General features: G+C 62.6%; 16 protein-coding genes and 1 riboswitch. Of the genes, 6 read left to right on the forward strand and 10 right to left on the reverse strand.

Features of this window, described 5'->3' with window-relative positions; translation table 11 throughout:
* The first annotated feature begins 153 nt into the window (after window positions 1–153).
* Together ACW4QM_RS00405 and ACW4QM_RS00410 are read left to right on the forward strand one after the other, a co-directional pair.
* Window positions 154–6,648 carry a chitobiase/beta-hexosaminidase C-terminal domain-containing protein gene (locus tag ACW4QM_RS00405; RefSeq protein WP_302147995.1) on the forward strand — a complete coding sequence of 2,165 codons (6,495 nt, stop codon included), beginning with the start codon at window positions 154–156 and terminating at the stop codon, window positions 6,646–6,648.
* Window positions 6,649–7,193: 545 nt separating this feature from the next.
* On the forward strand, window positions 7,194–8,831 hold the full coding sequence (locus ACW4QM_RS00410; protein WP_114539315.1) for an ATP-binding protein: 1,638 nt from the start codon (window positions 7,194–7,196) through the stop codon (window positions 8,829–8,831).
* On the opposite strand, the gene pdxT is transcribed toward ACW4QM_RS00410, so the two are convergent.
* Together pdxT and pdxS are read right to left on the reverse strand one after the other, a co-directional pair.
* Complete coding sequence (gene pdxT, locus ACW4QM_RS00415; protein ID WP_114548671.1) at window positions 8,825–9,463, reverse strand: pyridoxal 5'-phosphate synthase glutaminase subunit PdxT; 639 nt, start codon at window positions 9,461–9,463, stop codon at window positions 8,825–8,827. The two genes, ACW4QM_RS00410 and pdxT, sit on opposite strands and share 7 nt — an antisense overlap.
* 5 nt (window positions 9,464–9,468) lie before the next feature.
* Window positions 9,469–10,398 (reverse strand): pyridoxal 5'-phosphate synthase lyase subunit PdxS, encoded by a 930-nt coding sequence (gene pdxS, locus ACW4QM_RS00420; protein ID WP_114548672.1) that lies wholly within the window; start codon window positions 10,396–10,398, stop codon window positions 9,469–9,471.
* A 210-nt stretch (window positions 10,399–10,608) separates the two neighbouring features.
* Between pdxS and ACW4QM_RS00425 the strand changes: the two genes are divergently transcribed.
* On the forward strand, window positions 10,609–12,477 hold the full coding sequence (locus ACW4QM_RS00425) for an aminotransferase-like domain-containing protein (RefSeq protein WP_206604140.1): 1,869 nt from the start codon (window positions 10,609–10,611) through the stop codon (window positions 12,475–12,477).
* 100 nt (window positions 12,478–12,577) lie between these two features.
* Here ACW4QM_RS00425 and ACW4QM_RS00430 read toward each other — a convergent pair whose 3' ends face one another.
* The 3 genes from ACW4QM_RS00430 to thiM form a co-directional block, all read right to left on the reverse strand.
* Window positions 12,578–13,438: an ATP-binding protein gene (locus ACW4QM_RS00430; RefSeq protein WP_455798084.1), complete on the reverse strand. Its 861-nt coding sequence runs from the start codon at window positions 13,436–13,438 to the stop codon at window positions 12,578–12,580.
* A 103-nt stretch (window positions 13,439–13,541) separates the two neighbouring features.
* Window positions 13,542–13,841, reverse strand: a complete 300-nt coding sequence (locus tag ACW4QM_RS00435; protein WP_114548674.1) for an MTH1187 family thiamine-binding protein — start codon at window positions 13,839–13,841, stop codon at window positions 13,542–13,544.
* A gap of 24 nt (window positions 13,842–13,865) precedes the next feature.
* A complete protein-coding gene (gene thiM, locus ACW4QM_RS00440) occupies window positions 13,866–14,783 on the reverse strand; it encodes a hydroxyethylthiazole kinase (RefSeq protein WP_206604141.1) in 918 nt (305 codons plus the stop codon).
* An 80-nt stretch (window positions 14,784–14,863) separates the two neighbouring features.
* Window positions 14,864–14,999, reverse strand: a riboswitch (TPP riboswitch).
* Between the two features lie 155 nt (window positions 15,000–15,154).
* On the opposite strand from thiM, the gene ACW4QM_RS00445 reads away from it, so the two are divergent.
* Entirely contained in the window at window positions 15,155–16,393 is a 1,239-nt protein-coding gene (locus ACW4QM_RS00445) for an MnmA/TRMU family protein (RefSeq protein WP_114548710.1), read from the forward strand.
* 51 nt (window positions 16,394–16,444) lie between these two features.
* On the opposite strand, the gene ACW4QM_RS00450 is transcribed toward ACW4QM_RS00445, so the two are convergent.
* Window positions 16,445–17,371 (reverse strand): LysR family transcriptional regulator, encoded by a 927-nt coding sequence (locus tag ACW4QM_RS00450; RefSeq protein WP_114548675.1) that lies wholly within the window; start codon window positions 17,369–17,371, stop codon window positions 16,445–16,447.
* 351 nt (window positions 17,372–17,722) lie between these two features.
* Between ACW4QM_RS00450 and cysK the strand changes: the two genes are divergently transcribed.
* Window positions 17,723–18,655, forward strand: coding sequence for a cysteine synthase A (cysK, locus tag ACW4QM_RS00455; RefSeq protein ID WP_455798085.1), 933 nt, complete (start codon window positions 17,723–17,725; stop codon window positions 18,653–18,655).
* A gap of 120 nt (window positions 18,656–18,775) precedes the next feature.
* The gene (locus ACW4QM_RS00460) at window positions 18,776–20,431 is read left to right on the forward strand and encodes an ATP-binding protein (RefSeq protein WP_455798086.1); all 1,656 of its coding nucleotides are present in this window, start codon (window positions 18,776–18,778) and stop codon (window positions 20,429–20,431) included.
* Window positions 20,432–20,562: 131 nt separating this feature from the next.
* Here ACW4QM_RS00460 and ACW4QM_RS00465 read toward each other — a convergent pair whose 3' ends face one another.
* From ACW4QM_RS00465 to ACW4QM_RS00480, 4 genes are all read right to left on the reverse strand, one after another.
* Window positions 20,563–21,543 (reverse strand): helix-turn-helix transcriptional regulator, encoded by a 981-nt coding sequence (locus ACW4QM_RS00465; protein WP_455798087.1) that lies wholly within the window; start codon window positions 21,541–21,543, stop codon window positions 20,563–20,565.
* A gap of 25 nt (window positions 21,544–21,568) precedes the next feature.
* Window positions 21,569–22,678: a cation diffusion facilitator family transporter gene (locus ACW4QM_RS00470; protein WP_302808984.1), complete on the reverse strand. Its 1,110-nt coding sequence runs from the start codon at window positions 22,676–22,678 to the stop codon at window positions 21,569–21,571.
* Window positions 22,679–23,458: 780 nt separating this feature from the next.
* Window positions 23,459–24,406, reverse strand: coding sequence for a hypothetical protein (locus ACW4QM_RS00475; protein WP_302384259.1), 948 nt, complete (start codon window positions 24,404–24,406; stop codon window positions 23,459–23,461).
* 155 nt (window positions 24,407–24,561) lie between these two features.
* Window positions 24,562–25,797: an LL-diaminopimelate aminotransferase gene (locus ACW4QM_RS00480; protein ID WP_157012622.1), complete on the reverse strand. Its 1,236-nt coding sequence runs from the start codon at window positions 25,795–25,797 to the stop codon at window positions 24,562–24,564.
* Window positions 25,798–26,042: the final 245 nt, after the last annotated feature.

Here is a 26,042-nt window from a genome sequence, read left to right on the forward strand (position 1 = left end):
GCAGGTTGCAATGACTATGGTACTCAGGAAATGCGCCCCCTAGCGTACGATTTCCGTTTTGGCAATTGCCGAACCTGGCAACTCTATTGTGCCTCGTTCCTCGATTTCGGAGAATGAACGGGATCCCTCACCAAGAGAAAGATAGAAAACGCCATGCCCAGAAAAGGCAAGACAGCAAAATCTCCTTTTGCAAAAGCTTGTGCCGTCGCACTCTCCTTGGCACTGGTTGTGACCATGTGTCCCATCGTCGGATTTGCCGAAGATTCAAGTCGGGTGGACGCAGTCGCGAGCGAAGACGTTCAGGCGGCACTGCTCCCTGTGAGCGATTCTGAAGTCGATGTGCCCGATGATGCGCTTTCAGTCTCCAGCAACATATTGCTTGATGGCGCATCCGTTTCCGACGAAGAGGTTCCGGATGAGGATGCTTCGGACCGGTCTACTGTCTCTTCGGATGATGCTGATGTGGCAGAAGGCGCCGAAGATAGCCAGCCAGTCACAGAAGCGTCCACAGAACCAGGCCCCAACCCGTTTGCGAGCGGCGTGGATGCCCAGAACCTTGCCACGCTGGACAACTATGAATGCGAAAACTACCCCGAGTTGGACAAGTCGCTCCTATGGAAGACGTCCGCCTCTTGCTCCGGTAAGAAGATGTGGGTAGGAACGCTCGTGCAGGACAACGGCTACTGGAACGATCCGGGCTGGTCGTTCGATTGCGGCTGGCAAGCGCCGGACCCACTGCATGATGCCGAAGTGTATGCCTATCTCAACAAGGGCTATGAGCATACGGTCGATGGGCAAACCCGCGACGTGGTCATGCTCTATGGGGACGGCGGCCTTGAATCGATGGACATAGCAGCTGTGCTCGACGGAAGCTACGACGTCTATATCCCTATGTTTGCATTCAACTACCAACATCTTAAAAGTGTCACATTCCCCAGCTTCGTCAAGGAGATCGAAGAGGGCGCCTTCACGGCAGGTAGGAAAGGTGACCTTACCTCCGTTGCATTTGAGACTTCCCCAGACGGCAGCGGCATAGAGTGCCTCTACGATGCATTTACCGACTGCACAGGGCTTTCCTCGCAGGAGCTTATCGTGTTGCCGTCATCTCTCAAGTACCTCTACTCGGCATTCTGCTCATGCGGTGCCGTCAAATTGCGCATCGACAACCCGGATGTGTGCCTCGCGCGCAATGGTGTCTATGACGCAGACAGCTTATACGCACCCTGCGATGATGGATCCACTGTCTATGCCTACAAGAAGCGCACAGACGGAACGGAGTCAGACCCCTGGAAGCTCTCACAGCTAGAGAAAGGAAAAGGAATCAATTGGGTTTGGCTCGACGACGACGTCAATACCGTGAAGGTCACGGGTAAACTCGACCTTCCCGAGGGTGTCGCGACAACCGACGTGAAGGTTATCGTGCAGCAGGGTGATTCCACCTATCAAGCAAACGTTGCGGATGACGGCGCCTTCACGGCAGAAGGCTTAAAACCTGCTGTAGAAACGCTCATCACCATAACGATGCCAGGGTATTACGACAAGGAGCTGCTGCGTCCCGCTGGACAGATGACGGGCGATTGGGACGCGGGCACGATAACCGGTTTTTCGAAACTGGCGGTTCAGCGGGTCTATCCCATAAGCCTGCGATGCAAAACGGGAAGCAGCGATACCGGCGGCAATCCCGAATATGCTCCCGTATCCAATTGGAACAGCCTTTCGTTTACGTTGAAGCGCAACGGCGCAGAGCTCAAGCCAGGGAAAAACCTGACGGGTGAGAGCGCCACCGACGATTACTTGGTGCAGCGCGGTCAACTCATCTTGTCCGAATCGCTCGCCAACGATCCTGCCGCCCTCGCCGAGCTTTCCCTTGAAGTGACCCCTGCAGAGTCGCTCGCTCTTTCCCCTGCAACTGCAACTTTCAACGAAGAAGCGGGAGAGTTCGCCGCCGTCCTTCCGCGCTGGGGCAGTGCGACCATCTCGCTCAACGCCGCCTTCGAAGGGACGAGCCGCGTGCTGGTGTTCGACGGCACTGCAAGCAATGCCCGGTGCATCCAGGATGGTTATGCGCAAGTGTATTGGCCTGACGGCCAAGAGAATCCCGCCTGGCATTTCGATACCGGCAAACTGAAGGCAGGCGATTACACGATAGTGGCATTCAAGCCCTCACTGAATGTAAGCGCCTCTCACCTAGGCGTGATCAAGCGACTCGCGTTTCCCTATGCCAGTGAGGACATTCGCATCGAAGACGAAGCTACCAGCGCACTTGCGCTTAGCGTTCCCGATTTCAAGGCGGAGGATGCCCTGGCATCGATCGGCGTGAAGTCCGTCACTGCGAAGATGCCTCAAAGCTCCGTTGTCGTCGACTGCGAAGCAATCTTTCAGATCAGCTACGAATTCGACCGATCCATGGATGCGACCCTCACGTTTGACATTCCCCGAAACGATTACAGCGACGCATCAGCCGCGTTGGATACGGGCGAGACCCTCGAATGCACATCGAGAGAAGGCGCTCTTTCCGTGAAGATCCCTTCTGGTGCCACCTCCGGGGTGATATCCATCGCATTGACACCGACGAAGGAACGGGTATATTCGATGCCATTCTCCCTTTCGGCTTCTGGGGCCACGGTGCCTGCGGGCAATCTTTCGTTCGCATCCCTTGGGATGAGCGTTGAGGTGCCGTCCGGCTATGTGGGCCAGAAGGGCAATAACGCCATCGTCTATGCAAGTCCGGGCGCAACCGCACAGCTTTCCATCAACGGGCAAAACGTCGGCGAATCGGTTACCACGAACAGCAAGGGCAAAGCAACGGTAGGCTTCGACCTGCCGGAAGGCCTAACGGATTCCCTTCTTTACGGAGACCGTGTGAAGGTGGATGCAACTGCTACCACAGAAGGAGCCACTTTCTCTTCCTATGCGGACTGCACCTACCGACCCCAGGCACAGATCTGGTCGTTTAAGGTGACGAATGAAGGCCGGACGCAGGATCTCATCGCCGACGGCAAGGAGAGCGACAAATGCCTGACCATCCATCACCAGCTTGCCCGGAAATCGTGCGCTTACTGGACGTTCGATGTCACCGTGAAGAAAGCAGGCAACGAGATCAACGCCGGCGACACCTTATGGATGTATGCGGTCATGCAGGACGACAGGACGGTCGCCATCCCGCTTACAAAGAAATCAAGCGACGAGCAATATACGCGCTTTGTCGGCGAGTACGTGGACGAAACTTATCTGCAGCTGCTGGCAGACAATCCCGACTCGGGGTCTTTCAGTATCTCCGAATTGGATGCCGAGGAGCTCTTCATCCCGCAGACCTATACGTTCAACAACTTCGCCTTGGCCTATGCGTCGAACGTGGACGACGAGGACTTCAAGGAGCGCATCAAGAAGCGCGCCGAACAGGAAGCCAAGGACAGATACCTCTACTTGGAGAATCTGTTCGGAGACACGTCGTCCAGCGGCAGCGAGCTGAGCAAAACCTGCGAAGGAATAGATGCGTCCTTACAGGCGTTCGAAAATGAGATAAAGCAGCGTGTCAAAGAAGGCACGCTCACCGAAGCGGAGGCGCAGGCTTCACTGGCTGAGATTGAGGCGCAGCGCGCGGATATCAGCCTAGACAGCCTCCGTGCACCCATAGATGCGGACGACACCTGGATTGCTGCGATCGACGACCCCTACTTCACGGGAGAAGACCCGGATATCGGCGAGTACTCGATTCCGACTGATGCGGAGATAGATGGGTGGTATGCGGGTCAGGATGCCGCAACGATCAAGGAAGTGAAGGATTTCTTCCACAGGATGAAGGAGTCCATAGACAACAACTATGCGTGCGGAAAGCTGACGAACCGCTCCATACGAAACAGCCTGGATGCCATGGGAACGAGCGCGGGCATCGGCAAGGTGAGCGCATCGGGCTCACCGTCGGCCCTGATGGACAACTGCCTTCAGGACAAGCTAGGCGGCGTCGTCAAGGTTTCCGAAGGCGACAGCGCAAAGGGCGTCCAAGTCCAGACCTTGGAAGACGGCCGCCTCGAAGCCGAGCTCTACGTCACCGACTCGCAGAAGAACAGTGCTGACGGCAAGACGGAAGGCGTCTACACGGGCTATTCGTGCTTGGTGACGGAAAGCGCACCCCAAGGAGCTACGGATCCGAACGCAAAGAAGCAGAACACCTACAAGGTCGATTTCTCAGAACATAAGGAGAAAGATGACCATATGCGCTCCGCCAAGGTGGATGCACTCAAAGCCGCCGGGTTGGATGGTTTTGGTATGGGGATTGACATGGTGAGCGGCGTGATCGACGAGGGCGCAAAGAGTGTGCTCGACAACGTGCTTGCGCGCCGCATCCTCAAGGACGTTCCGCCTGAGAGGATCACGCCCATGGTGAAAGCCTGGGCGAAGAGCCAGATGTGGGCTAAGGAGACAGAAGAGGTGGCCAATGAAATCTCAAAGTGCACGAATGTCAATCAGGTTCTGGGCGGCGTCGGCGTCATCGGAAGTGGTGTGGGGTTGAGATTCGCCATGGACTCATGGTTAGACAACATGGATGCCTTAGGCGTCCTTGAAGCCGACATCGAATCCATAAACCAATGGATTCTCTATTACAAGAAGCGCAACCCTTGCGATGGAGCATGCCAGAACTGCCTCAAGGCGCTCTACGCCGAACGCGATGCGGCCGAGAAGTACCGAGAGCTCATGGAGAACGAGGACGACCATAACTACACCGATGTAATGACCGGTTATTGGAACACGGTGGGATCGACGATCATCCTTGTCGCAACCATGGGGAGCAGCTCTGTAGTGACGGAGGGGGCTAGCACTGCTGGCGGCGTGGTGAGCAAGGCCTCGTTGGCGATCGATGCAGGATCCACCTCGATTCACCTGCTGCGCGCGCACTACCTCGACAAGGCAAAGAACGCCTATGAGCAGGCAACCGCTTACAGGAAGAGCGTTTGCAAGGAAGTTCCTAAGAAGAACAATGGCAGCGACGATGTCAGGAACATCATCGACTGGGACAAGTTCTACGGCATCGGGTCAAATGTGATCATCGACCCGTCGGGCATCGTATATGAGGCGCTGGATAGTAATCCCGTAGAAGGTGCCAAGGCGACCATCTATGTTGCAGACGATGCAAACGGCCGCAATGCACGGAAATGGAATGCCGAAGACTACGAGCAGGAGGGCACGCTGACCACGGGCGCAGACGGAGCCTTCCAATGGGATACGCCAACCGGCTTCTATCAGGTGAGGGTCGCCAAAGAAGGGTATGACGTAGCAAGGACGGACTGGCTTTCGGTGCTCCCCATCCGAACCGGGCTGAAGGTAGGTTTGAAGTCAACGCAGGCACCAAGCGTTGTAGCTGCGAATGCCTGCCCCGAATATATAGAGCTGGAATTCAGCCAATACATGAAAGCCGATGAGGGAGCAGGAACGAGCGCCCTCGTGGATGGCGAGAGCGCCCGTCTTGAATGGGTCGACTCGAAAGACGCCAGCGAGGCCGACGGAGGAGGAGCGCTTGCCAAGGTCCTGCGCATCTACCCGCAAGAACCCTTGTCCGAAGGAGCAAGTGTTTCGGTGAAGCTGAACGGTGCGAAGAGCTATACGGAGTGTTCGTTGGGCGATCTGTTCGGGTCATGGTCGAAGACGCTCACCGTCGAGAAACGTCCGGCGCAGCTCGTTGCGAACTATGAGAATGCCGTCGTCTTGCAAAGCGATGCTCCTGAACCTGTCCAAGTTGTGGCCTACGTGCGCTATTCGGACGGCACCCCTGTGGCGAACCAGCCGGTGACGGCACAGGTGGATGCGCCCAGCATCGCGGCGCTCGACGGTATCAGCGCCTTGGACGCTTCTGGCGAGGGCATCGCAACTGGCATGACGGATTCCGAGGGCAAGACATCGTTCTCGCTCTATGGTGACCTTCCCGGAATGACGGCGCTCACCCTTGCGGCAACTGGCACGTCGCTTTCCAAGGAGCTGGCGATTCGCACCACTTCTGATGCAGCGCAACCCGTGCGGCCCACCGCAACCATCGGAACGAACACGTTCGATGCGTTGGCTCCAAAAGAGAACAGCGTGACGGTACCGAAAGGTTCGAAGCTAACCCTGACAACCACCACCGAAGGAGCGACCATCTACTACACCACCGACGACACCTGCCCCTGCGATGCAAACGGGACGCGACGCGTTTACACCGGACCTATCAGTGTTACGGGAGATACGAAGTATCGAATCGCCGCATATAAAGAGGGGATGCCTTTTGATGAATACAGCGAGAGATTGAATCTTGCCGTGAGCGTAACCGATGACGGACGCGATCCGTCAGGTGGTGGCGAGCAGGGAGGCGGAGACAACGGTGGAACCAATCAGGGCAATAGCGGAAGCATGAACGGTGGCCAAGGGAATAACGGTGGTTCGGATGCACCTGAGGCATCAGGAGGTAACCAGGAAATCAATTCGGGTCAGACAGATAACGCGAACTCCGTCACTGATACTGATAAGCCTGCTAGCTCTTTAGGCTTTTTGGCAGAAACAAGTGACAGCTTAGGCTTGCCTGTGCGTATTGCTCTGATTCTCTTTTGCGCTTCTGCTATAGGACTGGCTTCTTTGCTGCTCTATGTCGGTCGCAGAAGATTCAATAGTCGCAGATAAGTACGTTAGAGAGATTGGGCGCCAATAGGCTGTGTGGGTTAGCGATACCCATGCAGCCTATTGGATATAAAAGATGCGCATCGCGAAATGACGCCTACTGGCAGAAATTGTTTCATGCTCTGCCGGCATCTAAGCAACTGTGGCTGATAAACGGACAAATCGTCTATCAGGGCTTGACAGCAATATCAAGCGCATCCTTAATGACCCCTGCCTAACGTCTATTCCCAACGACCGCCGACAACCCTCGTTTCCCAATGTCCCTCTTTCTTATGGCTAACCGTGTTGTAGCCGGTGACTATCTGACGGATTTCACTATGATGCCCAGATCCTTCACCGGCCTTCATGTGTTCTTTCGCATGGGCGGAGGTGTTGCCGGTGATGTCGGTCCCGCAGATGTTACAGTCAAATCATGATTTGAATTCTCTGAGCAGGGGTCTTGCACAATGTTGGGTTTGCGCGCACCAACAAATACAAGCGTTGTTGCAAATAGTCTCAAGTTGTTGCATACTGATGAGACTTCTTGAAACTATTTGCGGGGGTGGGCTATGGGCGTGTACGATTTCGATCTGGAGAGCTATATTGGTCTCGCCCGACGTCTTGGCACCGACACCGAGCGGGTAGAGGTGAAAGCGGCTTCTCAGGGGCTTCCGAAAAGCATGGCGGAGACGCTGAGCGCGTTTTCGAACACGTCGGGTGGCGTGGTGATTCTGGGGCTCGCGGAGCGAGCGGGGTTCCAAGGTGTTCCGGGCTTCAAGGCGCGTGCTGTGGCCGACGCGCTTGCCCAGATGTGCGGCGAGAAGATGGAGCCGCCCGTGCGGGCGTCAGTCGAGATTGTCGAGTTCGAAGGATCGCCTGTGGTGGTGGCCACGGTGCCCGAACTGCCGCCCGAGCTTAAGCCCTGCTTCGTCAAGTCGCGCGCAATGCATGACGGCTCCTATGTGCGTGTGGGGGATGGTGATCGGAGGCTGAGCCCCTACGAGGTGGACCGCCTGCTGGAGGGGCGTCGGCCGCCGCGATACGATCGCGAAGTGGTCGAAGGGGCTGCGATGGGCGACTTTGACGAAGAGCTTCTGGAGGGCTTCATGCGCCGACAGCGTGCCGATTCGCCGCGAGCGTTCAAGGGCATGAGCGACGAGGAGCTGCTTGAGGCGCTCTGCGTGACGGCTCGTGACGGGGAGGGGATTGTGCGACCCACATTGGCGGGACTTATGGCGCTCGGGCGCTTTCCGCAGCGTTATTTCCCGCGGGCCTGCCTTTCGTTTACGGTGATCCCGGGGACGTCGAAGGCCGATGTGAGCGCCGAGGGGCTGCGTTTTCTCGATTCTCGCGAGATCGTCGGGCCCATCCCCGTGATGATATCGGAGCTGATGGTGGCGCTGCGACGCAACGTGCGCGTCTCGTCGAAGGTGGAGGGGGCGTTTCGCATCGATAGACTCGAGTATCCCGAGACGGCCGTGCGCGAGGCGGTGGCCAACGCGCTCATGCACCGCGATTACTCGCCGGACGGGTGCGCCTCTCAGGTTCAGGTGACTATGTACGGCGACCGCATTGAGATATTGAGTCCAGGCGGTTTGTGCCGGGCTATGACGGTCGACCGTTTGGGCGAGCTTGGCGTTTCCTTCCCGCGCAACCAGGCACTGGCCAACATCCTGCGCGCCACCCCCTATGCCGAGGGGTTTGCCGAGGTGGGCAGCGTGGTGGAGAACAAGGGCACGGGTTACTTCCAGATTCGGGCCAGCTTGCGCGAGGCGAATATGCCGGAACCGGTAGCCATTGACCACATCACCGCTTTCGAGGTGGCGCTATACAAGGCCGGCGCTGGCGCGGAGGCAGGGCGGTTCGGGTTCGGGTTCGGCGGCCGCGCGGGGGGTGGCGGGCGCGGTGGCGTTCGGCTGCCTGAGGGCGCTGCGGGCGGGAAGATCGTGCGATCCGTCACGGAGTGGTCAGACGAAACAGGTCGCTTCCATACCATTCATGTGCTGGCGCCGGGTACGGTGGAGTGCGACATCGTCGACTTCTTGGAAGAGGCGCCCGCACCGGTGAGCTCGCGGATTCTTATGGACGCATTGGGTAAGTCGAAGGCAACGATCAGCCGCGCGCTCAATCGGCTGATGGACAAGTCTCTTGTGGAACGGCTGGGGCCGTCGCGCGGCCCGGGCGCCGTCTATCGGTTGGTTCAGTAGGCGCGCTTCAAAGGCGCGAGGAGCGCTTCGTAGAGGCGGTTGTCGTCGTCGAGTTCGGGGTGGAAGGCGGCGGCGATCTGGTTGCGGTGGCGCACGGCTACCGGTGCGTCGTTCAGGGTGACGAGGGGCTCGACGCCGGGGCCGGTAGCTTCGATGCGCGGGGCGCGAATGAAGGTGAGGGGAACCGGCTCGGAAGCGAGTGTGGCGCTGTTGCTCGAGTAGTCCTTCGCGTCTGCGACGCAGGTTGCTCCCGCGGCTTCTTCTGTCCCCTTCGCCCCTTCTTCCCAGCGACCCTCGGCGTGGAAGCTGCCGAGTTGGCGGCCGTAGGCGTTGCGGCGCACGGTGACGGGCAGGGTGCGGAAATGGTCGGCGAGCAGGATGAGGCCGGCGCAGGTGCCGAGGGCGGGGAGGCCCTCGGCGATGCGTTGGCGCAGCGGTTCGAACATTCCCAGGTCATGCAGCAGCTTCGCCTGTACGGTGGACTCGCCGCCGGGGAGCACCAGGCCGTCGAAGGGACGGGCGAGGTCGGCGGCCTGGCGCAGCTCGATGGTGGTGCAGCCGAGGGATTGCAGGCGCTGCTCGTGCTCGATGAAAGCGCCTTGCAGGGCGAGAACGGCGATGGTTGGGGACATGGGTTCTACTGCCCCCGCTCTTCCATGATGATCTGGATCTCCTGCTCGTTGATGCCCACCATGGCTTCGCCGAGGTCTTCGGACAAGGCGGCGAGCATCTCAGGATCGTTGAAGTTCGTGGTGGCCTTTACGATGGCCTCGGCGCGTCGGGCCGGGTCGCCCGACTTGAAGATACCGCTGCCCACGAAGACGCCCTCGGCGCCCAGCTGCATCATAAGGGCCGCGTCGGCCGGGGTGGCGATGCCGCCGGCGGCGAAGTTCACGACGGGCAGCTTGCCGGCCTCGTGCACCTCGCGCAGCAGCTCCACCGGCACTTGCAGCTCCTTCGCCGCTTCGAACAGCTCATCGTCGCGCAGGTTCTGGATGCGGCGGATTTCAGCGTTCATCCGGCGCATGTGGCGCACGGCCTGCACGACGTCGCCGGTGCCCGGCTCGCCTTTGGTGCGGATCATCGTGGCGCCCTCGGCAATGCGGCGCAGGGCCTCGCCGAGGTCGCGGGCGCCGCAGACGAAGGGGACGGCGAAGACGGTCTTGTCGATGTGGTAGGTGTCGTCAGCCGGCGAGAGCACTTCGGATTCGTCGATGTAGTCGATGTCGATGGCCTGGAGGATCTGTGCCTCGGCGAAGTGCCCGATGCGGCATTTCGCCATGATGGGGATGGAAACGGCCGCCTGGATGCCCTTGATCATGGCCGGGTCGCTCATGCGGGAAACGCCGCCGGCCGCGCGGATGTCGGCGGGGATGCGCTCGAGCGCCATAACGGCCGCGGCTCCGGCGGCCTCGGCGATGCGGGCCTGCTCGGGGGTGGTGACGTCCATGATGACGCCGCCTTTCAGCATTTGGGCGAGCTGGCGGTTGAGGGCTACGCGCTCAGCAGAGGTGATGGGAGTAGCGGGGTTGCCGGCCTGGTTAGCGGCGGGGGCGGTTTCGGTCATGAGGATCCTTCCTTTCGCAAAAGATATGAGCGGAAGGGTAAGGGATAACTGAGCTTAGTGTTATATTCAATTTGGGAAGTTTTAATAAGGTCAGTTGGAAGTGGCCTCGGTTTCGCAAAGAGCCGACGAGCTGGCGATCTGGCAGAAGACCAGGTGGTCGTAAAGGAGCAGCTCGTTCAAAGCGTGCTGCAGGAGGAGGAAGGGAAAGCGATGCTCACGTATGTGCTAAATCGCGGAGGGGAGACGAGCCTGTACGAGCAGCTTTACCGGGCGCTTCGAGCCGACATCGAGTCGGGTGCTCTTGCGGCCGGCGCGCGTCTCCCTTCCAAGCGGGCGTTCGCGAAGCATTTGGGAGTGAGCGTCGTCACCGTAGAGGGGGCCTTAGACCAGCTGGTGGCCGAGGGCTATGTGCGCGCCGTGCCCCGCAGCGGCTTCTATGTGCAGGAAATCGGCCCGAATTTGGCAAGTTTTTCGAGGGTTTCGACGCGTGAAACCGTGAAATCGCCTTCCAAAGCCGGTTTCGAGGGCAAAAGCGCGCTCGGCGTAGCCAAAATGGGGGTTTCGGGAAACGATGACGTCGAAACCCTCGAAAAACTTGCCACAAAAGACGAGTCCTTTTGTATAGCTTGTGGCGAAGGGGATGTTTTGGGGGTGCATTTGGGGCTCCGGGGCGAATCAGGCCCCCGTGGGTATGAGGCGAAAATCCGAAGCAACGGGGGTATCGAGGACGGCAGGGCCGGATGCGGGGCATCTTGGTGCGGCCAGAATGATGTCGGGCGCAAATGGCTCGCCGACTTCACAGGGGCGACGGCGCCGGAAGGGGTGTTTCCCTATGCGGCGTGGGCGCGGACGTTGCGGCGCGTGCTGGCCGACGAGAGCGAGCGCACGGTGCTGGAAGCCGCGGGGCCCCAGGGATCGCCTCGGTTGCGGGCGGCCATCGCGGCGCATCTGCGGGGCTTTCGCGGCATGGAGGTGCATCCCGACCAGATCGTGATCGGTTCCGGTGCCCAGTCGCTTTATGGTCTGCTCGTGCAGCTGCTCGGCCGCGACCTGGTATACGGTGTGGAAGACCCCGGCTATCCGCGGCTTGCGAGTATTTACCGGTCGAACGATGTGGCGGTGCGGCCGATCGCCCTCGACGAGGAGGGACCGTCGTTGGAGGTTCTTGAGCGCGCTGGCATCGACGTGCTGCATTGCACCCCTTCGCACCAGTTTCCCACCGGCATCACGGTGCCGGTGTCGCGTCGGCGCGCGCTGGTGGAATGGGCTTACGGCACCTCGGAAAAGTCAGAGAGCGTTCTGGCGCCACGCGTCAGTGATGGGCCCAGCCGGCCCTCTGAGGCTAAGTGGGATCCGGAAAACGCCTTGGTGGACGAGTGCGGGAGTGGGAAAGTCGGCGGGATGCTTGAGACCCGGTCGCGCTATCTTATCGAAGATGACTTCGACTGTGAGTTCCGCATGGCGGGACGTCCCGTGCCGACGCTCGCGACCCTCGATGGGGCTGGCCGCGTGATTTACGCGAACACGTTCTCGAAGACGCTCGGAGGTGCTTTCCGCATTGGGTACGTGGTGTTGCCCGAAGAGCTGGCCGAGCGGTTTCGCGACAAGCTTGGTTTCTATACCTGCACGGTGGGCGCGCTCGAGCAGCTGACATTGGCGCGGTTCATGGAATCGGGCGACTACGAGCGCCATGTCAATCGCCAGAGGACGCGCTACCGACGGCTGCTGGGTGCGCTGACGGAGGCGCTTGCGGCGTCCCCGGCTGGCAGCTGCCTACGTTTCGCCAACGTGGGCGCCGGGCTGCACTTTCTCATGGAAGTCGGAATCGGCGCAGGCGACGAAAGGGGCGAAGGCGCGAAAAGCGCCGAAGGAGACAGCGTGGCCTTCGAGGAACGCGTGGCTCGGCGCGCCGCGGTTCGTGGCGTGCGCTTGGCGCCGTTGAGCCGCTATCGGTTCAACGACCGCGGGACGAGTCGGCGTCGCCCCGCTTTTGTGATGAGCTTTTCCTCCGTAAAAGAAGAAACGATCCCGGAGGTGGCCGGGATCGTTTCCGAGGCAGTTATGGCCGAGCTGGACTAATCCGGCCGTCACAGCGGGTTTCGAGTTTTTCGCCGTTGCGATGGCGGCCGGACGCGATCCTGGTCGAGGACGTTGCCATGGGTGTTTGGGGCGACCTTAGCTAATCGATGACGTCGCCGTTGACGGCGAAGGTGATTACCTCGAAGGGGATGTCCTTGCCCGACTGGGCGCAGGCCTCGGCGGCGGCGCGCTCGAGGCCGCCGCAGCAGGGCACCTCCATGCGGGCGACGGTGACCGAGGTGATGTCGTTGGCGGCGATGATGGCGGCGAGCTTGTCGGTGTAGGAGCCCTCGTCCAGCTTGGGGCAGCCGATGATGGTGACGTTGCCGCTCATGAAGCGCTCGTGGAAGCTGGCGCAGGCAAACGCGGTGCAGTCGGCGGCGATAAGCAGCCCGCGGCCCTGGTAGTAGGGGGCCTGCGCCGGTACGAGCTTGATCTGGCACGGCCACTGAGCCAAGCGGTTCGGCAGAGCGGCGGCCACGGCGGAAAGCGCGTCGGTGGCGCCGGCAGCGGCCGGAGCAGCGGCGCGGCCGGCCGGCGTGGGGGCCGGTGCCGAGGCGCCGTTCAGGGAGCGGCTGCGGGAACCGGGGCATCCGCCCTGGTGCGCAGGCGACGGCGCCGGCTTCGGAGCGTCGTCGATGAGGGTGCGGGCGGCCGAGCCGGGACAGCCGCTGCGGTACTCGGCCGCGGCCGGAACGCTGCCAGCCGTCGCGCCGCCGTTGCGGGCGCCCAGGTGTGCCGCCACGGCAGCCTCGTCGTAGGGAGCGGCTTCCCGCTCGACGAAGGAGATGGCGTCGGTGGGGCAGGCCGGCAGGCAGTCGCCCAGCCCGTCGCAATAGTCGTCGCGCACCAGGCGCGCCTTGCCGTCGACCATGGCGATGGCGCCCTCGTGGCACGCGTCGACGCACAGGCCGCAGCCGGTGCACTTGTCCTCGTCGATGTGAATAATTTTGCGGAGCATGGAACCTCTTTCGCTTCGTGTCGTATTTCGGGAAGCATCATAGCGGGCCAACGCGAAAGCGCAAGGGCCTCCATGCAGATGATGGAAAGTTGTGGACGAACCCCTAATCGGTCAGCAGTGCCTCCACCTTCTCGACCTTGGTGTGCAGGGTGTCGCTGTGCTCCGGGCGGATGTCGGCCTTCAGGATTACCTCGGTGCGGATGCCCTGGTCGGCGAGGCGCATGGTGGCGTCGCGCACGACGGCCATGACCTCGTCCCATTCGCCCTCGATCTCGGTGAACATAGAGGTAGTGCGGTGGGGCAGCCCGGAGTCGCGGATGACGCGAATGGCCTCCGCCACGTAGGGGGCCAGCTCGTCTCCCACGCCGAAGGGGGCGATGGCAACGGCAACAAGCGTGTTCATAGGAATCTCCTTTTGTTTCTCGGCTTACGCGGCTGATGCGCTGGCAAGCGCCAGAGGTGCCTCGGCCACTTCCTCGGCGGTGAGGTTGTAGAGGGCGTCGAGGAAGGCGACTTGGAAGCTGCCGGAGCCGTTGTAGGTTTCGGCAGCGCGCAGGCCGGCCAGGTTGTAGGCGGCCGTTGCGGCGAGCGCCGCCACGAAGGGATCGGCCACGCAGGCGTAGACCGCGCACACGCCCCCCAGCGAGCAGCCGGAGCCGGTGATGCAGGTCATGAGGGGCGATCCGCCGGAAAGGCGCGCCACCTGGGCGCCGTCGGTGACAAGGTCGGTAGTGCCGGAGACGGCCACGGCCCCTCCCGTGAAGCGGGCGCACGCCACGGCGGCGCGCTCGGCGGCGTCCACAGAGTCGGTACTGTCCACTCCGCGGGGACCGTCGCCGGAAGCGTCTTCGGCCGCGTCGTCCCCGAGTCCCCACAGCTCAGCCACGGCGATGATCTCCGAGGCGTTGCCGCGCAGGATAGCGGGGGGATTCTCGCGCACAGCCTCGATGAGCTGGGTGCGCAGGCTGCCGATGCCGATGCCCACCGGATCGAGCACCCAAGGCTTGCCCGCCCCCGCGCAGGCGCGCGCCGTGGCGGGAACCGTTTGCTCGTAGACGGGCAGCAGGGTCCCCAGGTTAATGTACACGGCCCCTCCCAGGGCTGCGACGCATTCGCCCTCGTCGGGCAAATACACCATGGCCGCCGAGCCGCCGACGGCCAGCTGGGCGTTGGCGACGAAGTTCTGGGTCACGGTGTTGGTGATGGAAGGCGCCAGCGGGTTCGTCTCGCGCACCTCGTGCACGGCGCGGGCCATGAGCGCCCGAAGCTCTGCCTCGGTTCGGGTGCTGCGGGACGCGCAAGCGTCTGCAGGTGCGCTGATGGCGCAGGTGGAAGGTTCGGTCATGACGATTCCTTTCCGGAAGCTGAAGCGCTGGCCTGCGGGCGTGCCAAAAAGAAAGACGCTCCCTGCAGGAAGCGCCCCTTGTGCTTGGTGAGCATGCTCCCTACGACAGTGTTAGCTGACAGGTTCGAAGGGTTGGGCAAGCGCCCTCTCAACCGCATCGACGAGGTGGCCATGGGTTTGGCTCGCTTTGTCGGGGCGGTACCCCTGCATGGTTCCAGCGTAGCACGATTGGCAGTGGGCACGGGCGGGGATGCCTGTCTCGCGCTCCACAGGGCGGTGAGCGAGGGGAAGGTGGAAGGCGAAGACGCGGACGGAGCGCGATGGAGCAGGGAGAGAAGAGAGATGCTCCATGCTGTGCTATGATGCGCCCCATGACTTTCGGAAATGACAGAGGAACGGCCGCGGCGCCCGGGGCGGCCAGCGTGATGGCGGCGATGTCGGGAGGCGTCGACAGCTCCGTGTGCGCGTTGCTCTTGCAGCAGGCGGGCTACGACGTGCGCGGTGCGACGATGGTGCTACGCGGTGGCGAGGTTTTGGGCGACGCCGGGAAAGGCGAAGGGTCGACGTGTGGGTCGGCGCGCGATGTGGAAGATGCGCGGGCAGTGTGCCGGCGTCTCGGCATTCCCCACGATGCCTTCAATCTGCGCGATCGTTTCGATGCGGCGGTGGTGAACCCGTTCTGCGGGGCCTATCTCGAGGGCCGCACGCCCAACCCCTGCATCGCCTGCAACCGGTTCCTGAAATTCGAGGCGCTGCAAAAGCGCCGGCGCCAGCTGGGGCTCGATTACGTGGCCACGGGACACTACGCCCGGCGCCGCTGGGACGAGGCGACCGGGTGCTGGCAGCTTCTGCGGGCGAGTGACCCTGCTAAGGATCAAAGCTACGTGCTGTACCACCTCACCCAGGACACGCTCGCCCACATGCTGTTTCCTCTGGGCGAGCTGACGAAGGACGAGGTGCGCGAGCTGGCCCGCGCCCACGGCTTCGTCACAGCGGAAAAGCCCGAGAGCCAGGATATCTGCTTCGTTCCCGACGGCGACTACACGGGATTCATTGAAGCATGGTGCCGGGCGTGTCGTTGTGAGGGAGAAACCTTGTGCACGCCCTTAGGACTCGCGGGCAAGGGCGAACCAAGGTCCGCTCCTACGGAGACAGGTGCGAAGAAAACTTCGGTTGCTACTGCTTTTGAACCGGGCGAGATTGTGAACCGGGAAGGACGTGTTCTCGGGGAGCATGCAGGGCTCATCCGCTACACCATCGGGCAACGCAAGGGCATCGGTGTGGCGGCGCGCGAGCCGCTGTACGTGCTGGGGAAAGATGCGTTTGCCAACCAGCTTATCGTCGGCTTCAAAGACGAGCTGCTCAGCTCAGGAGTAGTGGCCTGCGATGTGAATCTCATCAGCGGAGGCGTTTTGGAAGGCCCGCGCGAGGTGCAGGTGAAGACCCACTACCGCCAGCGGCCCGTGCCAGCGGTCGCCGAGCAGACCGGCCCCGACGAGCTGACCGTCACCTTCGACGAGCCCCAGCGCGCCGCCGCCCCAGGCCAGGCCGCCGTCCTCTATGAAGGCGACATCGTCCTCGGCGGCGGCACCATCGTCCGGGCTTTCTAGCCCGCCCGAAAGGAGACAGGGGCTGCGGATGCTGTCTGCTGCTGCTTTGGGCTACAACCCCGCGAGGCCGATTTGGTAGCCTTCTACGAACAGGCTCAGCTTCTCGATGTAACTTTGGGCCAGAGGCGACAGCTGTCGCTCGTTGTGAACGATGTAGCCCACGCGCATGAGCTCTTTGGTCTGCAGGGGCACGCTGGCGATGCCGGTGTACATCTCGCTGGAGAGCACGCCGGTGGAAATGGTGTAGCCGTTGTGGTGAGCGAGCAGGTTCGAGAGGGTGCCGCGGTCGCTCACGGAGATGCACTTTGTGTGGGGCAGCTCGGCCAGGGGCTCCTCGGAGTAGAAGAACGAGTTGTTTGCCCCCTGCTCGAAGGCGTAGCGGGGGTAGTCCTCCAGATCTTCCACGGTCACCTCGGTGCGCGAGGCCAAGGGGTGCTTGTCGCTGACGAATACGTGGGGCTGCGCAGTGAACAGCAGGTTGAAGGAGAGGTTCGCGTCGGAAAGGGCGTGCCCGATGACGCTCTCGTTGAAGGTGGAGAGGTACAGCACGCCCAGATCGCTGCGGAAGTCGCGCACGTCCTCGATGACCTCGGAGGTGCGGGTCTCGCGCAGGCTGAAGTTGTAGCCGGCGCCCTCGTACTCCTCGGCCAGTTCCAGGAACGCCTCCACCACGAAGGCGTAGTGCTGGGAAGTGATGGATAGACGCTGCGCCGCCTCGCCGCCGCGGCCGGAGTAGCGCTGCTCCATGAGGTCGGCCTGCTCCACCACTTGGCGGGCGTAGCCCAAAAGCTCGATGCCATCGCTCGTGAGCGTGATACCGCGGTTGGATCGCTCGAAGATGGTGACGCCGGTCTCGCGCTCGATGTCGCGCACGGCCACCGACAGGCTTGACTGCGAGACGTACAGCGTGTGCGCCGCCGCCGAGATGGAGCCGTGGTTCGCGATGGCGATGAGGTAGCGAAGTTGCTGCAGGGTCATGGGAAGCTCCTATGGCGGGTTAGGATTCAAGTCTAGGGAACTGCTAGGCATTATACGACCGTCGGGCGGCGATGGAAGGGAGAACTTGACGGTGCGCCACGGTTTTCTCGGCCGCCTCGCCATCGGAAACCGCTATGGCGCGGGCCGTTGACGAAGTGGGGCTATTCAGTAGGATGGGGGCAATGCATCTCCTCGTCGGTCGGAGCCGCGCGGTATTCTGATTCGCTCAGACAGTCCTCGCTCTGCGAAACAGTCCACTGGACTGTTTCGTTCGCTGCGGAACTCGCTCGGTCAGAACACCCCACGTCTCCGACCGGTTGCCGGCTTTGTTTCAGCCAGAAAGGATTTCCCATGACCGTCCACGAGAACATCACCGAGCTGATCGGGCATACGCCGTTGGTGGAGCTGACCAACTACGAGCGCGCCCACGAGCTGCCCGCCACGCTCATCGGGAAGGTGGAGTCGTTCAACCCCACCGGCTCGGTGAAGGACCGCGCCGCCCAATCGATGATCGACGCCGCCGTGGAGGCCGGGGTCCTCGACGACGAGACGGTCATCATCGAGCCCACCTCCGGCAACACCGGCATCGGCCTTTCTGCCATCGCCGCCGTGCGGGGCAACCGCATCATCATCGTCATGCCCGAGACCATGTCCGTGGAGCGGCGCAACCTCATGCGCGCCTTTGGGGCGGAACTGGTGCTCACCGAAGGCGCCAAGGGCATGAAGGGCGCCATCGAGGAGGCCGAGCGGCTGGCGGCGGAGATTCCGAACTCGTTCATTCCCTCGCAGTTCTCCAACCCGGCGAATCCGGCCGTGCACGAGCGTACCACTGGCCCGGAGATCTGGGAGGACACCGATGGCGTGGTGGACATCCTCGTGGCCGGCGTGGGCACCGGCGGCACGCTTTCGGGCACCGGGGCCTATCTGAAGGCGCAGAACCCGGCCATCCAGGTGGTGGCCGTGGAACCGGCCGGATCCCCCGTGCTCTCCGAGGGCCGCGCCGGCGCCCACAAGATTCAGGGCATCGGCGCCGGGTTCGTGCCCGAGACGCTGGACACCGCTATCTACGACGAGGTCATCGCCATCGAAGACGAGGAGGCCTTCGAGGCCGGGCGCGAGCTGGCTGCCCATGACGGACTGCTCGTGGGCATCTCCTCGGGCGCGGCCGTGGCGGCGGCGGCGAAGTTGGCGCGCCGACCCGAAAACGTGGGCAAGAACATCGTCGTCATCCTGCCCGACACGGGCGAGCGCTACCTTTCCACGGCCATGTTCGATTTCTCGTAAGCCCTCCACGTTTCTCTTTCGTTACAAATTCGTGGGCTCATCGACAGCTTCGGGGGCGCTGGGCAACGGCCGTGGTAGCATACGGAAAGCACCTTTTCGACCGACAGAAGAAAGCAGCACATGGCAACCTCGGCGCCCTCCATATTCCCCGCTTTAGCCCAGCTCGACATCGGCGACGTTCTCGCTCATATGCCAGGCGGCTTTTTCATCTACCATGCTGATGGCGACGAGGCGGTGGTCTACGTCAACGAGGCCTGCCTGCGCATCTTCGGCTGCGCTGACGAGGAGCAGTTCGTCGCGCTGACGGGCGGCACCTTCCCCGGCATGGTGCACCCCGAGGACATCGAGGCCGTGGAACACTCCATCAGCCGTCAGATTCAGGCCGACCGGTACTCCATGGACTACGTGGAGTACCGCATCATCCGCCGTGACGGCTCGGTGCGTTGGATAGAGGACTACGGCCATCACGTCACGTTGGACGCGGGCGAGTTCTTCTACGTGTTCATCAACGACGCCACGGACAAGCTGCGCGAGCGGGCCGACGAGCTGGAGGCGGTGAACGCCCAGCTGCGCGAGGCCTATGTCCGCGAGCTCGAGCACCGCACCATGCTGCGCAACGCCCTTTCCGAGGCCGAGGCCGCCAACGTGGCGAAAAACACGTTCCTCTCGAATATGTCCCACGACATCCGCACGCCGCTGAACGCCGTGGTGGGCTACGCGTCGCTCATCTCGGCCCATGGTGGCGAGGCCGAGCGGGTGCGCGCCTACAGCGACAAAGTGCTGGCCGCTTCCGAGCAGCTGCTCGACGTGGTGAACGAGACGCTGGAGATCAGCCGCATGGAGGCGGGCCATGTGCAGCTGGCCGAGGCGGAATGCTCTCTTTCCGAGCTGGTTCTGCAGGCGCGCATGGACATGGTGGATCTGGCGGACCGCGCCGACGTCACCCTGGCCTGCGACATTGAGCCTCTGGCCCACGATCGCGTGCTCGTGGATGCCGTGCGCCTGTCCCACGTGCTCACCCAGCTGGTGGACAACGCCATCAAGTACTCGCCGGCTGGCAGCACCGTGCGCATCAGCGTGGCCGAGAACGCCGGCGCGCCCCAGGGCTTTGCCAGCTTCCGCTTCGTCGTGGCCGATAAGGGCGTAGGGATGGAGCCCGCGTTCATGGAGCGCATGTTCATGCCCTTCGAACGGGAGAGCAACACCACGGCTTCGGGCGTTCAGGGCACGGGACTCGGGCTCACCATCGTGCGCAACGTGCTCGATCTTATGGAAGGCGAGCTCGCCGTGGAAAGCGCGCCGGGGGAGGGCTCCACTTTCACCGTGGACATCACCTTCCGCCAGGCTCCCGCCGACGTGGCCGCCGAGGCGCCGCGTCCGAGCCGCGGGCGGGGCCCGGTGCACCGCATTCTGCTCGTGGAGGACAACGAGCTCAACCGCGAGATCGCCTGCTGCCTTCTGGACGATGCGGGCTATGCGGTGGACACGGCGGAAAACGGCGAGGTGGCCCTGGGGATGATCGAGGAGGCCGATGCGCGCGCCTACGACTTGGTGCTCATGGACATTCAGATGCCGGTCATGGACGGCTATGCCGCCACCCGCGCCATTCGCGCGCTGCCCGACCCGCTGCGCGCATCGCTGCCCATCATCGCCGTGAGCGCCAACGCGTTTTCCGAGGATCGCAAGCGCTCCCTGGAAAGTGGCATGGATGCGCATCTTCCCAAGCCGCTCGACGTGCACCGTCTTCAGTCCCTCATCGAGAAGGTCGTTCACTAAGATACGCCCGTAGGGGGCGACCTTGGTCGCCCCTGTTTTGTCGTGCATAATTGTCCCGCTTGCAGAGGGCTGACCAAGGTCAGACCCTACGGGGAAGGCGCGATTGCCCCGTCCGGGTGCGCGCGACGGGGCTAATAGCTGTCGGCGATGTCCCTGAGGTAGTCGGCGTACTGGCGGGCGAGGGCCTTAGGGGCCTCCAGGCGCACGGCGGTGCCGAACTGGGCGAGCCAGCCGAAGAAGACGGGGCTGGCGGCCACGGTGACGTGCACGCGGGCATGGGTCGCATCCACCGGCGCGCTTTCCACGTCCTTGCCGAAGCGGTCGATAATGGCGCTCATGACCGATTCCTCCACGAGCAGCGTCGCCGGCGTCGTCTCGCCGCCGAACATGGAGAACGTGCGAGAAGTGTAGGTCGCTGCATCGAAGGTGGCGATGCGTTCGTTGCGCACGGCCGCGTCGTCGGTGATGCGCAGCCCTTGCATGCGGTCGACGCGGTAGCTGGGGAAGGAGTCGTGCTTCTCGTTGTAGGCGATGAGGTAGTAGCAGCCCTCGGAGTAAATGAGGCATACCGGCGTCTCACGGTAGATGCGGCCGTCGCCCTGGGGTCGCGGCTGTTTGTTCACGTCGTGCTTCACGTAGCGGAAGGCCACCTGGCGGCGGCGCCGGATGGCCTCGTGCAGCGTGTCCACGTGATGGAACACCGACTCGTTCTGCATCTTGATGCGGCCTTCCACGTGCACGTTCTTGGAAAGCGCGGCGGCGTGGTGGCAGGAGCCCAGAGACGCCAGCCCTTCGGTGAGGCGATGGGCCATACGAACCGTGAGGAAGCGCGAGGACTGCACGGCGTCGGTGAGCAGCATGAGCTCGGCGGCGGTGAAGGTGCGCGAGACGAGGGCGTAGCTGACCGGGTGCGTGGGAAGCTTCGCGATGTCGAGACCGAAGTCGCGAAGGGCGTCCAAGTCGCGGTACACCGATTTGCGCTCGGCCTCGATGCCCGCCTCAGCCAGCCCGGCGATGATTTCGGGGCAGGTGAGGCCGTGACTCTCGTCGGTGCGCTCGTAGAGCATCTTGGCGAGGTTGAGCAGCTTCAGTTTCTGGCTCTCGCCCGCCATCGTGCGCCCCTTTCCCCACGATCGCCTACGTTGGCTGATCGTCTTCGTAATCGTGGTCGATGACGACATTGTAGGTGTAATCGGGATATTTTTCCTTCAGATGGGCGATTATTTTGTCGCGGATGGCGTCGTCGTCGGCCTTAAAGCCTATGACCAAATCGAAGTAGACGGTCGAGGTTTTCTCGTCTACGTAGAAGCCGTGCACCTGCAGGATCGCCGGGTCGCTTTTCGCGAGGGCGTCGAGGTCGGCATGCAGAGGGGCGAAGGCGCCGGTGGTGTTCTCGGCGTAAATGCCCACGGTGGTGAGGATGCCGAACTTCTCGGTGAGTCCTTCGCTGATCTGGCGGGTGAGGGCGTGGATGTCGCGGGCGCACATATCGTCGGGCACCTCGATGTGCACCGAGCCCAAGACTTCGTTGGGGCCGAAGTTGTCCAGCACCACGTCGTAGGTGCCGCTCACATCGGGGAAACTGTTGGTGTAGGCGATGATGTCGTCGACGAGCTTCTTGTCCTCCGGGCCGCCGATAAGCGGCGAGAGGGCGTCGCCGAGCACTTCGAAGCCGGCCTTCAGAACCACAAGCGAGATGATGAGGCCCACGGCGCCGTCGATGTTCAGGCCCCAGAAGTTCTGGGCCGCCGCTACCACGAGCGTGCCGGCCGAGAGCACCGCGTCGTAGTTGGAATCAATGCCCGAAGCGATGAGGGCCTCGGAGTTCGTCTTATCGCCGAAGCGCTTGAACATGATGCCGATGGCGATCTTCGCGAGGATGGCCACCACGATGACGATGATGGTGATGGTCGAGTAGCTGGGCGCGCCGGGGTGGATGATCTTGTCGATGGATTCGCGCAGGGAGATGAAGCCGGCCACGAGGATGATGATGGCGATGACGACGCTGGTGAGGTACTCCACGCGGCCGTAGCCGAAGGGGTGGTGGCGGTCGGGCCGGCGCCCGGCGAGCTTCGTGCCCACGATGGTGACGATGGAGGACAAGGCGTCGGTGGCGTTGTTCACGCCGTCCAAGATGATGGCGATGGAGTGGGACATGAACCCGACGGCCATCTTGAAGGCGACGAGCAGCACATTGCCGATAATGCCGTATACGCTCGCTTTGACGATTTCCCTCTCGCGGTTCATGACTCTCACCCCTGATGGTTTGCGCTTGTGCCTCTTGGGTCGGCGTGCCTCGCTGCGTTATGGGCGCCGTTGCTGCTGGTGCGGCCGTTGATGTGGCTGCTGCGCTGGCGCCGATGCCGCCGCTGGTGCCGCCACCGGCGCGGCTGTTGACGCCGCCACTGGTGCCGTTGGCGCGGGCGCGCGTTATCTCATGGGTCGATTATAGGTCTCTCTCCAGGTGGGCAAGTCCCCGCCCCGTAGCCTTTCCGAAGCAGTTCGGTAACTATCCTGCTCGCCGCCGCCGATTGCGGGCGCTTTGGCAGAGAAGATGGGAAGGCAAGCAGACGGCGTTGACCGCCTGCGGTTGCGCACCCATCCGTAGCCTGAGACGGTTTTCTGCCATCGCCGTTTCCCGTTTGCGACATTTTGGGCCCTCGGGCTATGCTGCTTTGGCAAAAACCCACGTCTGGCTACGGGTTTTTGCCCCTTTTTGAGTTTCGACCCGCAGCCAGAGGGGGCTTTTTGTCGGGAAAGCTGCGGTGGCCTGGCAAAAACCCCTCTCGTGCTACGGGTTAGCGAACGGTGCTCTGCGGGTGGATGGGGTATATGCGCCGATTTGGGGCAAGAGGAGATCGGTTCGAGAAAGAAAGGGAAAGAGAAAGGGAAAGAGAAAGAGAAAGAAAGAGAGAGAAAAAAAGAGAGAAGATCGTTCCAAGAAAGAGAAGGCCCTCCGGCTATAGAGTGGGAGGGCCTTCGTGGCGGGTGATGGCGGCAGCGATGTGGCTTGCCCGCGAGTCGAAGTTAGGCGGTGGGCTTGTCGTTGTCGGCGTCGTCGGTCGCAGTGTCGGCGGCTGCGGTGTCGGCGTCGGAGGAGATCTCCTCGACGACGGCTACGCCGGCCTGGGCGTCTTCGATGTAGTTGTCAGGCAGGACGATGGCCGGCTCGGCTGCGGCCTCGGCGGCTTCCTCGGGAGTCTCGGCCGGGGCGAAGGTGTCCTCCTCGACCGTTTCCACCACGGCGGCGGGGACGGGCTCGGCGACCGTCTCCTCTGCGACGGCAGCTACGGGTTCGTCTGCTGCTGGCTCGGCCGCGACGACCTGTTCGGTGGCGACGACTTCTGCCGCAGGGGCCGTAGCGGCCGTGGCGGGCATCACTGCGCCGGCAACGGCCTCGGCGGCCACGGCAGCGGCCACGGGAACAGCGGCGGCCGGGGCGGCAGGCTGCTGGGGCGCAGCGGCTGCGGGCTGCACGGGCTGCTGCGGGGCTACCGGTGCGACAGGCGCAGCGGCCGGGGCGTAGCCGTAGGGAGCGGCCGGAGCGGGGGCGGCGTACAGGGCGCGGTCCTTGTTGGCGAACACGGCCACGATGATGCAGAGCACGAGCGACACCCAGCAGCAGGAAAGGAGGCTCACCACGGCGGCGACGATGTTCCAGATCATGATGCCGCGCAGCTTCTCGGGCTTGGCCGCGCCGCGCACGCCGAGGATGCCAGCGACGAGGATGAGCACGGCGCAGACGATCACGAGAAAGACGAGGAAGCCCAGCATGCCGAGCAGCGCCGACACGTCATCGGTGGTGAAATAGAGGCCGTCTTCGGTGTAGAAGTAGTCGTAGCCGGAGCCGGAAATGGCGGCGCCGCCGACGCCGAGGCCTGCCCAGGCGATGAGCATGCCGAGAATGCCGAGGGCAGCGAGCACGATATTGGCGATGCTCATGCCCTTGATGGCCTTAGCATGGTTGGTGTTCATGGTGATCTCCTTGGATCGGGGACGATGCAATGCGACCAGTATAGCGGTGTATTGTTGAGTTGCGCGGTCGACGATCAATTGTGGAGCGATTGTTGACAAGCGTCAGCAATCGGCGCGCGGGCTCGACTGAGCGCCGATTCCGTGGTGCGCTTCGGCTAGTCGCGACTCTCGGCATCGAGCATCCGCTTGATGCGCTCGACCGCCTCCTTGGTGTCCTCGGCGTCGCCGAAGGCGGTGAGCCGGATATAGCCCTCGCCGGCCGGCCCGAAGCCGGCGCCGGGGGTGGTGATGACGTTCGCCTCTTCCAGAAGGCGGTTGAAGAAGCCCCAGGAGTCGGTGCCATTGGGAGTGCGGCACCACACGTATGGGCTGTTGTCGGCGCCGTACACCTCAAGGCCGGCAGCGGCCAGGCCCTCCTTGATCGTGCGGGCGTTGGTGCGGTAGAAGTCGATGGTCTCGTCCACCTGGGCCGCGCCTTCGGGGGTGTAGATGGCCGCCGCGCCGCGCTGGATGACATAGGAGGCGCCGTTGAACTTCGTTGTTTGACGGCGGTTCCACATCGCGTTTAGGCTCTGTCCCTCGCGCACCAAATCGCGCGGCACCACGGTGTATCCGCAGCGGGCCCCGGTAAAGCCGGCGGTCTTCGAGAAGCTGCGGAACTCGATGGCGCACGTCTTCGCACCGGGGATCTCGTAGATGGAGTGGGGAATGGCGGCATCGGCGATGAAGCGCTCGTAGGCGGCATCGAAGAGGATGACGGCGTCGGTGGCGTTGGCGAAGTCGACCCATCTTTGCAGGGCCTCGCGGGAAAGCACCGTGCCGGTGGGATTGTTCGGCGAGCAGAGGTAGATGAGGTCGACGGGCACGTCGGGCAGGGCCGGCGTGAAGTCGTTCTCGGCGGTGGTGGGCATGTAGACGATGTTCGTCCAGCGCTCGGTATCCGCATCGTAGTCGCCGGCGCGGCCGGCCATGGCGTTGGTGTCCACGTAGACAGGATAGACCGGATCGCACACGGCCACGATGTTGTCCTCGGCGAAGATATCGCCGATGTTGCCGCAGTCGCTCTTGGCGCCGTCGGAGACGAAGATCTCGTCAGGGGCGATGGCGATGTTCCGCGCGGCGAAATCGTGCTCGGCGATGGCGTCGCGCAAAAAGGCGTAGCCCTGCTCGGGGCCGTAGCCGTGGAAGGTTTCGGCAGCGGCGAGGTCGTTTACGGCGGCATGCATGGCGGCGACGACGGCCGGGGCGAGCGGGCGGGTGACATCCCCGATGCCCATCTTGATGAGGCGCGCTTCGGGGTTCGCCTCCTGGTAGGCGGCGGTGCGGCGGGCGATTTCCGAGAACAGGTAGCTGCCGGGCAGCTTCTCGTAGTTGCGATTGATGCGGGCCATGGGGCCTCCTTCATGGTGCGGTTTTCTGATGCGCTTAGGTTAGGGGGCGAATGTTTCCAATGGGAAAAGACAAGGAGAAACCTCATCAATGGGCAGATCAGCGCCGTAATCGTGGACAATTTGTGGGCATCTCGCCTACGGTGCGCGCTCGGGGTTTTTGAGCGCACGCACGACGGTCTCTTGTGTGAAAATGAAGGCTCTAAGAGACAGGGTGTGAATAGGCTTGCGCTAGCAGGACGCGGGCC

Source organism: Adlercreutzia sp. CNCM I-6207, from assembly GCF_977072305.1.